Raw genomic sequence first — 13,786 nt, 5'->3', positions numbered from 1 at the left:
ATTAAATCATTGTCCACTTAGCATTCGTAACGTGAATGAAACGTCTTTTCTTACTCATTTTCAGAAAAGCACTCTAGGGTGATTTTCCTTCTATTATCTATATCAAGCTTACACTATCCTTGACTCGCTACCTAGATTTATAGAAGTACTCTTCCCTGTCACCGATTTACTATTAATATCTAATAAATTATATGTAAAACTTTACAAATCGTCAAGGCTTATACGACTAGTTTGCGATTTCTTCTGTTTCTTTATCTTCTAAAATATGATCCCAATCTTCGTGACCTAACATTTCTAATTGTGTTTCAATAGCCATTCTTAAACGAGTTCGGAAAACTTTCGATTGCTTCTTAAGCTCTTCAAATTCCATTGTAACTTTTCTAGATTTAATTAAAGCTTCATTGATAATACGATCAGCATTTTTCTCTGCTTCTTTAATGATCAATTTAGCTTCTTTTTGGGCACTACCTTTTACATCTTCAGCAGCTTCTTGCGCAATCAAAATTGACTTATTTAAAGTTTCTTCTATAGTAGAAAAATGCTTTAATCTTTCTTTCATATCAAGAATTTGTTCTTCTAATTGTTTCTTCTCACGAATAACTAATTCATAATCTTTAATGACTTGATCTAAAAACTCGTTAACATCATCTTCGTCATAGCCACGAAAACTTTTACCAAATTCTTTATTATGAATATCAAGTGGTGTTAAAGGCAATTAAGCCACCTCCATGTATGTATGTTCTTTATTTATAGGTTATAATAAATTTTCGACAGTTTCTACGTTTTTCCTTCTACAATTTCTGACTATTTTTTAACACCGTAGTTTATCCGCCATTTTTCTTTTTTTGATAAGCCATCAATTGACATTAACATTCCTCTACCAAAACCTTTGATAGAGAATAAATCTCCTTCTTCACATATAAACGAAGTAGAATCAATAACTCGCTGATTTACCTTAACGTGTTCGGCTTTAATTAAGCTTTGAGCTTTTTGTCTCGATATATTATAGAATTCACTCAATAAGACATCTAATCTTAGTGATGATACTGTCCCATTATTAGTTTGCCAAATATCATCTGATTCAATCAATTCTTTAAATGAAATTCTCTTTAATTTAATTGGCGATTTTCCTACAGAATTTAAATTACTTTCTACAAAACTTACTATTTCATCAGCAACAATAACTTGGATCATATCATTTTTAATTAGAATATCACCAAATTTCCCTCTTGTGATTCCTAAAGACATTAATGTTCCCAATACTTGCCGATGAGATAAAGTGTGAAATTTAGTTGCATAAACTAAGTCAAATGCAACCAAAGAATAATCATCTTCAACTGGTGTATAAAAACTCGGATAAATAATTGCACGCTTTCGTTCACAATCCTCACGACCACCAAAAAAAGCGACAAAACACTCTCCTTGATTACCGATAATTGATTGCATAATCATTTGTTCTCTTAAATCTAGAAAATCTGTCAACTTAATAGAATAGCGTTCAATTGCTTGTTCCTTCCAACTGAGAACCTTGTCTACGAAAACATGCTCTTCTTTTCGATAATGATCATAAATACTCATTGATGCAATCCTCTTTTTCATCAAACTATCAATATTAATTAAAAAAGAGAACCTGTTAGATTCTCTTTTTAAAAGTAATGAGAAATACTTGCTATTCCATATCCAGCAAATTCTAAAGCAAATAATGCAATAATTGGTGAAAAATCAAACATACCGATTGACGGAACAATTCGACGGAACGGCTCTAAATATGGTTCTGATAACCTACCAATTAAGCGACCGAAGCCTGATTGTCTTATTTGAGGGAACCAAGATAAAATGATATGAATTACGATGACGTATCTATAGTATTGGATTAATTTGTATAAAATATAAAAAAGTATATCCATTTAATTACCACCTTTTAATGGAATTGTCTTCCTCAAATAACATATCTGTAATTGTTCCAGAAATATCAATATTATCAGGTGTACAAATAAACGTATTTGTACCAATTTTTTTTATATCTCCACTTATTGCATAAACTGTACCACTTAAGAAATCAACAAAGCGTTTAGCTTGATCGATTTGCATTTGTTGTAAATTGATCACAACTGCTTTTTTTGATTTTAAATGGTCTGCAACATCTTGTGCTTCTGCATATTCACGCGGCTGCGCTAATACAACTTTTGACGACAAAGAAGCTCCTCCTGGTATACTTACTAATTTTTGCTTTGATGCATTTCTCTCATGGTTAATTTCTTCATTCACATGTTTAGAAAATTGTTGTTGTTGATGCTGTTGTTGATATTGTTTTTGTTGCTGTTGCTGTTGCTGTTGCTGTTGTTGTTGCTCTTCGTATTCATAATCATCTTCATACTCATCTTCCATTGCAAAAAAGTTTCTTACTTTCCCAATAATACTCATCTTCTCTACCTTCCCTTTCCTACTAAATCAGTACCTATTCTTATGAATGTAGCACCTTCTTCTATTGCTATCTCAAAATCATTAGACATACCCATTGATAATTCAGAACATGGAATATTTGCAATCTGTAGTTCTTTTACTTTTTCTTGTAATTCCTTTAATCCTTTGAAACTATTTCGAATGATTGTTACATCCTCTGTAAATGGTGCCATTGTCATTAACCCAACAACTTGTACTTTATCAAATTCTGAAAGTTGTCTAGCAAATTCGATTACATCATTTGGATGTATTCCATGCTTTGAGTCTTCTCCAGATACATTGACCTGTAGGAAACATTTTAATGGTTCTTCTGCTCTTTTTTGTATCTCTTCTGCTAAGGATAGTCGATCTAAAGAATGTAAGTAATTAATTCTATGTATGACGTCTTTTACTTTTCTAGTTTGAAGTGAACCAATAAAATGCCAAACAACATCACTTTTAATGTGATCTTGTTTTTCCTTAAGACCTTCAAAACGGTTTTCGCCTAATTGTTGTATACCTTCAGCTAAAACTTCTTTAGCCACTTCAGTGGATACTTGTTTAGTAACAGCTATTAGAGTGATTTCATCATTTCGATTTGCTCTTACTTTGGCTGCATTAATTTGTTCACTAATACGTTCATAATTTTGTTTGACTGTCATGATGCTAATTCCTCCAACCAATATAACTCATCATTCTTCCTGTTTTTCCACCATCTCTACGGTGAGAAAAAAATAAGTTCGGGTTACAACTTGTACAATAATTTGTCATTATTATATTCTCTTCACTAATGCCCGACCTAATGAGTAATTGTTTGTTTGCTTCTTTTAAATTCAATTTGAATTTCCCATTTTGTAAAGTGGTTAAAATATTATTAGGAATCTTATGTTCAAAAGCATCATTTAGCTTATTCATCACAAAATCATCCACTTCATAACAACAATCACCAATTGATGGCCCGATTGCAACTTGGATATTTTTAAGTTGTAAGTTTTCTTCTTTAATTAATTTTTCGATTAAACGTCCGCCAATGTTTTGAACAGTACCTTTCCAACCTGCATGAGCTAAACCAATAAATTTACTTGTTGGTTCAAGGAAATACAATGGAACGCAATCTGCATAACAGGAAGTTAATAATATATTTTCCTCATTCGTATAAAAACCATCTGTTGTCTCGATGCTAGTTTCGTAATCAGTAACACCTTTGCCACAATCTTTTTTTGTTACTTTCACGACATTATTCCCATGAACTTGTTCTGAACAAACCCATTTCGTCTTTGAAAACTCTAATTTACTCGCAAGGAGTTCTCTATTTTCTACGACAATATCCTTCGAGTCATTTACATGTAATCCAAGATTAAAAGAAGTGAAACAACCTTGGCTAACTCCATCATTTTTTGTTGTAAATCCAGCAACTAAATGTTTGTATGAGTCTTCCCAAGGTTGAATCATAAAAGTACTTTCAGTCGATTGAATGAAGCTCTCTTTCATATTTATAAGACCTCACAGAAACTAATTTAGTAAATATAGTATGTAAACCAGTTGATGGTTTCCTATATTTTACCATAGATTTCACATTTTTGATTATTTTTGACAAAACACACTTATTTTTTTCACTTTCGAAAATAAAATTACCTGCAAGGCATCTTATTTTACGTGGTAGGCTATTTTAATAATAAAGTAAAAGTGCAACTACGCCCCATTCATCGCCTTGAAACTCGTCAGTCAACGAGTTTTTCTATGTGTATTTAACTGGACTTGCTTGGTTTTCATCCAAATCCACAGATGAACGATATTTTACCAAAATAACATCTTCACCTATTTTCACAATATCATTCCAATAAATTGTCATTTCCTCTTCTTTACTAAAAAAATTTAAGCCCTTCCCTGGTTTTGTTAAAATAATCGAAGTGATTTTTCCATTTGATTGATCAATATCTAAATCAACAATATTGCCTAATTTCTTTCCATCGGCAACATTTACAACATCTTTAACTTGAAAATCTGAAATTCTGGCCATTTAACTTCACCATCCTTTTTATAAAATATATGAAGTAAGGGCCAAACATCATGATAAAATTCAAATAAAAATGTGTTAGACAAGGTTGTTCGATGCTCATCCATTGTCTAACACATTAATATCGTATTTTCATTCTTCCAGATTAACTTACTATTTAGTAGTTATTGGATTATTTAGTTTATATAATTGTTTGTTTTTTAGATTTCATTATAATAATAACCAATTCATTATACAAGAATTGAAGCTTGATTGAAGTTTGCCTCCATACGATTTTTAGCTGCGGCTCCTAGCTCCTCGAGGTCATAAGCCAATTTCCGCTAAATGTTAAAAAGCAACCTTCCTTTTGAGAAATTACTCTATGATCGGGCAAAGAAATAGTATGATGTCTAGCTCCGGCTCCTAGCCCCTCGAGGTCATAAGTCGAAGCCCGATGAAAGTAAAAAGCAACTTTCATTTTGAGTATTTCCTCTTTATTCAGGCAAAGAAATGGTATGATGTCTAGCTCCGGCTCCTAGCTCCGGCTCCTAGCTCCTCGAGGTAATAAGCCAATTTCCGCTAAAGGTTAAAAAGCAACTTTTCTTTTGAGAAATTACTCTATGATCAGGGAAAGAAATAGTATTATGTCTAGCTCCGGCTCCTAGCCCCTCGAGGTCATAAGTCGAAGCCCGAGGAAAGTAAAAAGCAACTTTCCTCCGTCTTCGCCTTATGCTTGTCGGGGCTGAACAGTCGCCTCCGCTTTTCGTTAGCCCTGTATATTTTTATTCATTTGTTTTATTGCTGATTTTTCTAGTCTGGATACTTGTGCTTGGGAAATTCCGATTTCTTCGGCAACTTCCATTTGTGTTTTTCCTTGGAAAAATCTTTTGCTTATGATCATTTTTTCTCGATCGTTTAGTCGTTTCATACCTTCACGTAGTGCTAGTTCTTCAACCCATTGCTCGTCCTTATTTTTATCATCACTTAGCTGATCCATTACAAAGATTGGATCTCCGCCATCGTTATATATCGGTTCAAATAACGAAACTGGGTCTTGAATTGCATCTAATGCAAAGACGATTTCTTCATGTGTTACGCCTAGTACTTCTGCGATTTGAACAGGAGTTGGTTCTTTTGAGTTCTCTGCTAATAATCGCTCTCTAACTTGTAATGCCTTATAAGCAATGTCTCTTAATGATCTAGACACTCTTATTGGGTTATTATCCCTTAAATATCTTCTTATTTCACCAATAATCATAGGTACAGCATACGTCGAAAATTTTACATTTTGGCTTAAATCAAAATTATCAATAGACTTCATAAGGCCTATGCAGCCTACTTGAAATAAGTCATCCACAAATTCTCCGCGATTATTGAAACGCTGAATAACACTTAGGACTAGTCGCAAATTGCCGTTTACAATTGTTTCTCTTGCGCTTCGATCACCGCTTTGCATTGCATGAAATAACTTACGCATCTCATCATTCTTTAAAACTGGAAGCTTTGATGTATCTACACCGCATATTTCTACTTTGTTTCGTGTCATGATGTTCCCTCCTACTTGGAGTTGCTGTACTATAGGTAAGTATCTCCTTCGGTGGAAAATTTATGCACAAAATAAAATATACAAAAATAATAAATTCAGGTGTAAAAAAGCATAGCAATTAGAGAAAAAACTAGGATTTTCTAGGCTGATTTAATGAAATTTAGTACGTAGGACAAATGAAAATATTTTTTAAAATTATTTGGTTACCCTTTATACATAAAAAAACCAATTAGTATTTGAATAAATCAAATCTAATCGGTTCTTAAATTTTAAACCATTTTATTAAACTCTTTTCGAAGCCTTTTAATAATACGTTTTTCTAATCGGGATATATATGATTGCGATATTCCAAGCATATCAGCTACATCTTTTTGGGTTTTTTCTTCGGTTCCATCTAGTCCAAATCGTAGTTCCATTATTTGTTTTTCACGATCATTGAGTTGATCTAATGCCTTAGTTAATAAAGATTTATCGACATTGGCTTCTAAGTCCTTCGTTATGATATCGTCTTCTGTACCTAATACATCAGAAAGTAATAATTCATTACCATCCCAATCAATATTTAATGGTTCATCGAATGAGACTTCAGAACGGTTTTTATTATTTCTACGTAAATGCATCAGAATTTCATTTTCGATACATCTTGAAGCATAAGTTGCCAATTTAATTTTCTTTTCAGGATTAAAGGTATTAACGGCTTTTATCAATCCTATTGTACCAATGCTAATCAGATCTTCAATATTAATGCCCGTATTTTCAAACTTTCTAGCAATATAAACTACTAATCGTAGATTTCTCTCAATTAATAGTGATCTAGCACCTAAATCTCCATTCGGTAGTTTCTGTAACAGCTTTTCTTCTTCTTCCCTTGTCAAAGGAGGTGGTAATGCTTCACTTCCCCCAATGTAGTATACTTCGTCGGCTTTCAAACCAAGCTTTACTAATAGCTTATACAAACCTAACTTTAGTTTTAAGAACAATCGATTCATTTTCTACCTCCTATGCAATTTCATTAATTGTTCCCTGCATCATTTTTGGATGAAGGATACATTCATATAAATTGTCTGAAGACAAAGTAACATGACTCAATCCAACTAAAACCGAACTCGATGAATACCATTTCCCATTAATTTTCAATTTAACAACAGTAGGTTTTATTGCGACGAGGAATTGATTACTTTGACCAATACTTTTATAAGGTATATAAGTTCCTTGAAAAAAACTTAAGACATCGAGTGCTTCAGTATTATGTAATGTATTTTCAGAGTCTCTAACTAACTTTACTAGTTCTATTGGCAATCCATAATCACTAGTGGAACAATCTAAAATAATAACTGGTTTCCTAGAAAGCGGTTCATGTAGAGAGTTACCACTATCCATTAACCCTCTAATTTTAATCGAAGTGTTACGCCACACAATTTCCATTTCATACATTTCATTCAATTTCCATTTTGTAAACGAGATTTGATTGATCGATTTTCTAGCGTAAAATATGACAATTGGTAGCATTCCAATTACAAAATACCAGCTAACAGGATCACCATAAAAGGATGATTTCGTTAAATTTGATTCATTTGTAGCAAATAAATAATGTAAGCCTAATAATGCGCCACCTAAAATGAATGTTGAAAAATAGAAGATACTTAATAGCTGTAAAAAAGTGATAATCCGTTGCCTTCCAAATGCAAAAAATACGATAAAAAACGATAATAATATTTTCATAAAAGGTGAGCCAAAAACATATGCATAAGGAGTAAACGTCATTAGAACAACGATTGAACCTAATAATGCCCCTAACAATGACCGCAAAATAGATACATTTCTTTTTAGAATTAAGCCTGTCAACTGAATGATCAAGAAGTCCATTAACAAGTTTAATAACCAAACAAGATCGCCATATATCACCAATTTTGTTCGCCATCCTCTATAGAATATTCATTTATATGTAAGTATAGGATGAGCACGGTAAGAAGTCTGTCAAAAAAAGGAAGCTTTATTGAAGAGTTTTTCGACAATACATTTTCTATATATGGATTGGACAGGTCAATATTTTATAGAAATCTTTCACTTTATTTCTAATAAATCTGCCCAATAAGGAGTGAGGATTTGGATAACTGGATATTTCATTCACCCATTTTTGAGTTTGACGGAACTAAACCAACAATAAGACAACACTCTGCCTAGAAAGGTCACGCTAAATTTGCTTACGATTTAGTTCAATTCGTGAAACCAAAAAAAATTGTAGAATTAGGTACCCACTTTGGCTTTTCTTTTTTCTGTTTTTGTCAGAGTGTGAAAGATCATAATCTGTCATGTGAATGTTTTGCAGTTGATACTTGGCAAGGTGATCTGCATAGTGGATTGTATAGTAATGAAGTTTTTGATACAGTACATGAAGTTGTTCAAAAACATTACCAAAAAGAAGCTAAAATTGTACGTAAGTCTTTCGACGAAGTAATTCAGAATTTCGAAGATAATACGATCGATATACTTCATATTGACGGGTTTCATACTTTTGAAGCTGTGCTACATGATTACACTACTTGGCTATCCAAAGTATCTCAAGAAGGTATTGTTTTAATCCATGATACTGAAGTACGAATACAAGATTTTGGGGTTTATAAATTTTGGGAAGGCATTAAACAACAACTCCCATCTTTTGAATTTACACACTCACATGGTTTAGGTGTCTTATTCCCTAAGGGCTGTAACGAAAAGTTCAAGAGTGTCATTAGTAATCTAACTAATTTACAAAATCACTACTCGATAGTATGAAAAAAACCAAGATAAGAGATTTATCTTATCTTGGTTTTTTTTACATTTATTAGCGTCTTTTACGATTACGTAAGAACGCCGGAATATCTAAGTCATCAAGACTAGTTACATTTTTAGTCGTTTCTACAACCGGAACTTCTTCGCGAATTGGTTCGCGTTTAATAGTTGGTTGTGGAGCTTGCGTAGGTGTTGAAATTGTTTGTCTCGCCATTGGTTTTGGAGTAGGCGGTGCTGTAATTACACCTTCAAATCCAGTCGCAATAACCGTTACAATAATTTCATCCTTTAAGTTTTCATTGATTACAGATCCAAAAATCATATTTACTTCAGCATCACATGCAGTCGATACGATATCTGCTGCTTCTTGCACTTCATATAAGCTTAAGTTAGTTCCACCAGTGATATTCATAAGTACACCTTGTGCACCATTAATTGAAGTTTCTAATAATGGACTAGAAATAGCTTTTTTAGCTGCTTCTGCCGCACGATTTTCTCCACCAGCAACACCAATACCCATTAATGCAGAACCTTTATTAGACATAATTGTCTTAACATCTGCAAAGTCAAGGTTAATTAATCCCGGAACAGCGATTAAGTCAGAAATACCTTGAACCCCTTGACGAAGTACATTATCTGCTTCGCGGAATGCTTCAAGCATTGGGGTATTACGATCAACGATTTCTAATAATCGGTCATTAGGAATAACAATTAAAGTATCAACGCTTTCCTTCATTGCAGCGATTCCAGTTGCCGCTTGAGTTGAACGCTTTCTACCTTCAAATGTAAATGGACGAGTAACTACACCTACAGTTAATGCACCTAATTCTTTTGCTACTTGTGCAATTACTGGAGCTGCACCTGTTCCTGTACCTCCACCCATTCCAGCAGTTACGAATACCATGTCAGCTCCTTTAAGAGCTTCTTGTAATTGTTCTCTACTTTCTTCTGCTGCTTTTTTACCTACCTCTGGATTAGCTCCTGCCCCTAAACCACGAGTAAGTTTGCCACCGATTTGCATTTTCACTTCAGCTTTTGATAGATTAAGAGCTTGTGCATCAGTATTCACAGCAATAAAATCTACACCTTGTACTCCATGTTCGATCATTCGATTAACGGCGTTATTTCCTCCGCCACCTACACCAATTACTTTTATCTTCGCTAAAGCATCTACATTTGTATCAAAATCTAACATGATTGATCCCCCTACTATTCAAATTCATCACAAATTTAATCCCATAAATATTTAAAAATGCTTTTAACTTTACTCATGACGCGCTCTTCATCCTGCTGTTTTGGTTTTGTATTTGAATTTGAAACAGCTACAGGTTTTCGTTCATTTGATTCGAATGCAATATTAGAGCTAAGTTTTTTTCCACGCATTTTTGATTTATAAAAAGCATACTTGATTAGACCTACGCCAGTAATGTATTGAGGTTCTCTTACACCAATATAATCTGGTGTTGCAACCCTTACATTATTTTTAAATACCTTTTGAGCTAAATCGATTACACCAGTCATTGTAACTGTACCACCAGTTAGAACAAATCCACCTGGTAAATTGCTTCCCCTCATTCTTACAAGCTCATTTTGAACCATAATGAAGATTTCTTCTAATCTAGCTTCAATAATATCGGAAATTTCTTGCTGATTGTATTGTTGATGTTGTTCACTACCCATTATTGGTACACTTAATACTTCTTCAGGTAATGCAGTATCATAAAAAGCATGTCCAAATTTCACTTTAATTTTTTCTGCATCTTCTGTTGAAGTTTTCAGCCCAATTGATATGTCTTTTGTAATATGGTCTCCTCCAACAGGTAGGACTGAAGTTGCCATTAATACCCCTTCTCTAAAAAGAGAAATTGTAGTTGAGCCTCCACCGATATCAACAAGTGCTACACCTAAGTTTTTCTCATCCTGCTTTAGTCCTATCGTACTTGCAGCCATAGGTTGTAGACATATATCCGTTACTTCTAACCCCGCTCTTTCAACACAACGAAGTATATTATGTACTAGAGTTCTTGAACCAGTGATTAATGTACCTTCCATTTCCAATCGTACACCAATCATTCCTCTTGGGTCTTTTACCTCAGAAAGGCCATCAACAATGTATTCATGTGGAACAACATCGATAATTTCTCTTTCAGGTGGTATAGAAATTACTTGAGCCTGATCCATTACTCTTAAAACATCTTCATTGTCAATTTCTTTATTTTCTTTAGAAACTGCTACTACGCCGTTAGTACTAATCAATTGCACTTGATTCGCACTAACCCCTACAATTACTTTGTCAATATGAATGCCAACCATTCTTTCTGCTTGATCAATTGCTTTTTTGATTGATTTGACTGTTTCATCTATATCAACTATTGACCCACGTTTTAAGCCTGAAGATTTAACATTACCAACACCGATAATGTTAAGTGTGTCGTTAACTAGTTCTCCTATGATTACTTTAATTGTTGAAGTTCCAACGTCAAGACTCACATAGATCTCATTGCTGTTCATGATGGCACCTCCTTTTTCTCTATCTATTATAATCGAGCATCAATTCATTCTTAAATATCATATATGACAACTATTCAACATTTACGGGGTTTTTCCTCTTTTTTAAGTTTGATTTTTCATAATCTTTTTAATTTTTTTCATTAATTCTATTTAACTACTAGTCTACACTAACATGTAAAGTTAAAAAAGACTTGAAAGTACCGTTAACTAATGTTAAATCAACTATTTAGTAACAGTACTATATGGAGAAAAATACGCACCAACTTCTAAATGGATAACCCCTTTTTGATCTTTAGGTATTGACTTTAAAATTAATGGGTAATTTGACATTTTATTTGAGAATTTTCGAATCGTTGTCCTTACTTCATACCCTTCATTCGTAAAAACTGTTATTAACAAAGGATCATCCTTACTTGGAGTATAATCTATTTCAGAAATTGAATGAAATATACTTTGTGGCATTTTTTTCAATTCCGCAGCCATTTCCTGCAACTCGTCTCCTTGTTTCCAACCAATTAAATCAGGTGCTGTAGTATTTCCTAGTGAATTTTTCTCTTTAATAAGCACTCCGCTTTCTAATAATAGATACTTTTTCCCGCTGAATAACCCTTGTCCAACAGGCTGAAATTCTTTAACATCGATTTCTACTTTATTAGGAAATCTTTTATGTACGATTGCAGATTGAATTGTATTTTGACTTTCAAGCTGATCTACTACCCTTTTTGACCTAATTGTCAAAAAGCTATCATCAACGCTAACTTCGGCTAATTTTTGAATTTCTTTATCAGAGTACAGTTGGTTTCCATTAATTACTAAGTGAATTTTTGAACCAATTGATGTTTGGAAATACAATACACATAAAAGCAAAGAAAAAAACACAAGAATTGTGACCAGTAATCGCATATTTGCTTTTTTACGTTTTTTATTACGTAAAACAGGTACACGGTCTTCTAAACTAATAATCTTATTTTCCTGCATAAATATGCCTCCATTATCAATGTTCAACTAAAAATACCTTTTTAATTTACTTTTGCTTAAGAAGTAATTTAAGAATATTGAACTACTCATGACTAAAGTTACAAGATTCTTGGGAACAAAGCATACTTGCTAGCGTATTTCTTTACTAGCAGAGGTTTCTTTTATTTACCAAGCTATCCCCGTAGTCCCTACGGTTAAGTTTTCCTAACGCTAGGTGAAACGCACTCAGCTTGATTTTATACTGAGGGGTATTACGGTTGTTCTCTTTGCGACTTTCGAGAGGTATTGGCGAACGACAGCCACCAAACAAGTTCTATTCACGCAACAAGCACCATAATTGAATTCGTTCTAGTTCAAGTGTCCGATATGATTTTATCTTATACTTCATGTCGGATACTAGTATAGTAAAATAATATGACGTTTTTTTAATACTATTTTGCATCCGAAGTCGATTCATCTCATAATTTAAATCACGAGTGTTCTTGACTTAATAATAGAATAATAAAAAATAGAATAGCAAATGAATGCCATTCTATCTTGGTCATCATATGCTATGTAAATTATAGCATATAATATGGTTAGTTTAGAAGAAACTTACATTTTTTTCCCAACAATTTCTACTTCTGTTTCAAGTTGCACATTAAATTTTTCTAATATAGTTTTCTTAATAAATGCTATTAAGTCTAATACATCTTTTGAAGTGGCATTTCCAGCATTTACAATAAAGTTACCATGCATTTCAGAAACCTTCGCACCACCAATTTGATATCCTTTTAAATCAGCACGTTCAATTAAATTACCAGCATACTGTGGTAATGGATTACGGAAAATACTTCCAGCACATGGATAATTCCAAGGTTGTGTTTCTCTTCGATAATCTTTGTTTTTTTGCATTAAAGCAGTTGACGCTTCTTTTGATCCCTCTTGAAGCTGAAGTTCTGCTTCTAATACAAATCCTTTACGTTTATGTTGTAAAACTGAAGTTCGATAAGAAAAGTCTAATTCTTCATTTGATAGCCATTCCATTGTTCCATCAGGAAATAGAATATGTGCTCTAGAAGTAATTTTTGAAAAATCGGATTGATGAGCACCTGCATTCATATATACACCGCCACCAACACTACCAGGAATTCCACTTGCAAACTCTAGACCAGATAATCCTTTTCTACTTAGTTGGGTAGCTAAACGAATTACTGAATACCCTGCACCTACAACTACTTTTGTACCTTCTACTTCAATATGGTCTAAGCAATCACTAATTTTAATTACGACACCTTCAATACCTTGATCCGATACAAGTAAATTTGATCCTCTACCAATTACAGTCACATTTACCCCGTGTTCATTTGCAAGGTTAATAATCTCTTTAATTTCATTTACAGTTTTAGGAATGACCAAATACTCAGCTGGTCCTCCAATTTTCATTGTCGTATGATTTGCTAAAGGCTCATTTATTAGAAGACTCGAGTCATTTAATATTTCCTTTAATTTTGATTCAAACATTCGATATTTTCCCCCTTTAGCTTATAGTATCCTCTATT

14 protein-coding genes, 1 pseudogene and 1 other annotated feature (1 of these 16 running past the window's edge) are annotated in these 13,786 nt (G+C 33.2%); of the genes and pseudogenes, 1 reads left to right on the top strand and 14 read right to left on the bottom strand.

All coding sequences use genetic code 11. The annotated features are described in order from the left end of the window. Positions 1–171: a binding site (T-box leader), on the bottom strand (it extends 53 nt beyond the left edge of the window). A gap of 55 nt (positions 172–226) precedes the next feature. From ABEY15_RS22985 to spoIIGA, 10 genes are all read right to left on the bottom strand, one after another. Further along, positions 227–715: a DivIVA domain-containing protein gene (locus tag ABEY15_RS22985; RefSeq protein ID WP_088013026.1), complete on the bottom strand. Its 489-nt coding sequence runs from the start codon at positions 713–715 to the stop codon at positions 227–229. Between the two features lie 89 nt (positions 716–804). Further along, positions 805–1,578 carry an RNA-binding protein gene (locus ABEY15_RS22980; protein WP_429892323.1) on the bottom strand — a complete coding sequence of 258 codons (774 nt, stop codon included), beginning with the start codon at positions 1,576–1,578 and terminating at the stop codon, positions 805–807. A gap of 68 nt (positions 1,579–1,646) precedes the next feature. After that, positions 1,647–1,907 (bottom strand): YggT family protein, encoded by a 261-nt coding sequence (locus tag ABEY15_RS22975; RefSeq protein ID WP_429892322.1) that lies wholly within the window; start codon positions 1,905–1,907, stop codon positions 1,647–1,649. 4 nt (positions 1,908–1,911) lie between these two features. Continuing rightward, positions 1,912–2,424: a cell division protein SepF gene (locus ABEY15_RS22970; protein ID WP_429892321.1), complete on the bottom strand. Its 513-nt coding sequence runs from the start codon at positions 2,422–2,424 to the stop codon at positions 1,912–1,914. 5 nt (positions 2,425–2,429) lie between these two features. After that, the gene (locus ABEY15_RS22965; protein ID WP_429892320.1) at positions 2,430–3,104 is read right to left on the bottom strand and encodes a YggS family pyridoxal phosphate-dependent enzyme; all 675 of its coding nucleotides are present in this window, start codon (positions 3,102–3,104) and stop codon (positions 2,430–2,432) included. A gap of 4 nt (positions 3,105–3,108) precedes the next feature. Further along, a complete protein-coding gene (gene pgeF / locus ABEY15_RS22960; protein ID WP_429892319.1) occupies positions 3,109–3,933 on the bottom strand; it encodes a peptidoglycan editing factor PgeF in 825 nt (274 codons plus the stop codon). 247 nt (positions 3,934–4,180) lie between these two features. Further along, positions 4,181–4,462 (bottom strand): YlmC/YmxH family sporulation protein, encoded by a 282-nt coding sequence (locus ABEY15_RS22955; protein ID WP_069035603.1) that lies wholly within the window; start codon positions 4,460–4,462, stop codon positions 4,181–4,183. A 742-nt stretch (positions 4,463–5,204) separates the two neighbouring features. Then, positions 5,205–5,984 (bottom strand): RNA polymerase sporulation sigma factor SigG, encoded by a 780-nt coding sequence (sigG, locus tag ABEY15_RS22950; RefSeq protein ID WP_056471070.1) that lies wholly within the window; start codon positions 5,982–5,984, stop codon positions 5,205–5,207. 269 nt (positions 5,985–6,253) lie between these two features. Next, positions 6,254–6,973 carry an RNA polymerase sporulation sigma factor SigE gene (sigE, locus tag ABEY15_RS22945; RefSeq protein ID WP_069035602.1) on the bottom strand — a complete coding sequence of 240 codons (720 nt, stop codon included), beginning with the start codon at positions 6,971–6,973 and terminating at the stop codon, positions 6,254–6,256. A gap of 10 nt (positions 6,974–6,983) precedes the next feature. Next, positions 6,984–7,889 carry a sigma-E processing peptidase SpoIIGA gene (gene spoIIGA, locus ABEY15_RS22940; protein ID WP_248269387.1) on the bottom strand — a complete coding sequence of 302 codons (906 nt, stop codon included), beginning with the start codon at positions 7,887–7,889 and terminating at the stop codon, positions 6,984–6,986. Between the two features lie 201 nt (positions 7,890–8,090). On the opposite strand from spoIIGA, the pseudogene ABEY15_RS22935 reads away from it, so the two are divergent. Continuing rightward, positions 8,091–8,759, top strand: a pseudogene (locus ABEY15_RS22935) (class I SAM-dependent methyltransferase). Between the two features lie 49 nt (positions 8,760–8,808). On the opposite strand, the gene ftsZ reads toward ABEY15_RS22935, so the two are convergent. From ftsZ to murB, 4 genes are all read right to left on the bottom strand, one after another. After that, positions 8,809–9,951 carry a cell division protein FtsZ gene (gene ftsZ / locus ABEY15_RS22930; RefSeq protein ID WP_429892318.1) on the bottom strand — a complete coding sequence of 381 codons (1,143 nt, stop codon included), beginning with the start codon at positions 9,949–9,951 and terminating at the stop codon, positions 8,809–8,811. Between the two features lie 35 nt (positions 9,952–9,986). Further along, positions 9,987–11,267, bottom strand: coding sequence for a cell division protein FtsA (gene ftsA, locus ABEY15_RS22925; protein WP_429892317.1), 1,281 nt, complete (start codon positions 11,265–11,267; stop codon positions 9,987–9,989). 222 nt (positions 11,268–11,489) lie between these two features. After that, a complete protein-coding gene (locus ABEY15_RS22920; protein ID WP_429892316.1) occupies positions 11,490–12,245 on the bottom strand; it encodes a cell division protein FtsQ/DivIB in 756 nt (251 codons plus the stop codon). Positions 12,246–12,839: 594 nt separating this feature from the next. Continuing rightward, positions 12,840–13,748, bottom strand: a complete 909-nt coding sequence (gene murB, locus ABEY15_RS22915) for a UDP-N-acetylmuramate dehydrogenase (protein ID WP_429892315.1) — start codon at positions 13,746–13,748, stop codon at positions 12,840–12,842. Between the last annotated feature and the right edge of the window lie 38 nt (positions 13,749–13,786).

Source organism: Gottfriedia acidiceleris (assembly GCF_050457485.1).
GTDB classification, from domain to species: domain Bacteria; phylum Bacillota; class Bacilli; order Bacillales; family Bacillaceae_G; genus Gottfriedia; species Gottfriedia acidiceleris_D.
This window is presented reverse-complemented; position numbering and strand designations above follow the sequence as displayed.

Excerpts from the sequence above, each read along its gene's own strand:
- sigG (WP_056471070.1), bottom strand. The coding sequence starts at position 5,984 with ATGACACGAAACAAAGTAGAAATATGCGGTGTAGATACATCAAAGCTT.
- ABEY15_RS22970 (WP_429892321.1), bottom strand. The coding sequence starts at position 2,424 with ATGAGTATTATTGGGAAAGTAAGAAACTTTTTTGCAATGGAAGATGAG.
- ABEY15_RS22920 (WP_429892316.1), bottom strand. The coding sequence starts at position 12,245 with ATGCAGGAAAATAAGATTATTAGTTTAGAAGACCGTGTACCTGTTTTA.
- ftsZ (WP_429892318.1), bottom strand. The coding sequence starts at position 9,951 with ATGTTAGATTTTGATACAAATGTAGATGCTTTAGCGAAGATAAAAGTA.
- ABEY15_RS22955 (WP_069035603.1), bottom strand. The coding sequence starts at position 4,462 with ATGGCCAGAATTTCAGATTTTCAAGTTAAAGATGTTGTAAATGTTGCC.
- ABEY15_RS22965 (WP_429892320.1), bottom strand. The coding sequence starts at position 3,104 with ATGACAGTCAAACAAAATTATGAACGTATTAGTGAACAAATTAATGCA.
- murB (WP_429892315.1), bottom strand. The coding sequence starts at position 13,748 with ATGTTTGAATCAAAATTAAAGGAAATATTAAATGACTCGAGTCTTCTA.
- ABEY15_RS22975 (WP_429892322.1), bottom strand. The coding sequence starts at position 1,907 with ATGGATATACTTTTTTATATTTTATACAAATTAATCCAATACTATAGA.
- sigE (WP_069035602.1), bottom strand. The coding sequence starts at position 6,973 with ATGAATCGATTGTTCTTAAAACTAAAGTTAGGTTTGTATAAGCTATTA.
- ftsA (WP_429892317.1), bottom strand. The coding sequence starts at position 11,267 with ATGAACAGCAATGAGATCTATGTGAGTCTTGACGTTGGAACTTCAACA.
- ABEY15_RS22980 (WP_429892323.1), bottom strand. The coding sequence starts at position 1,578 with ATGAGTATTTATGATCATTATCGAAAAGAAGAGCATGTTTTCGTAGAC.
- pgeF (WP_429892319.1), bottom strand. The coding sequence starts at position 3,933 with ATGAAAGAGAGCTTCATTCAATCGACTGAAAGTACTTTTATGATTCAA.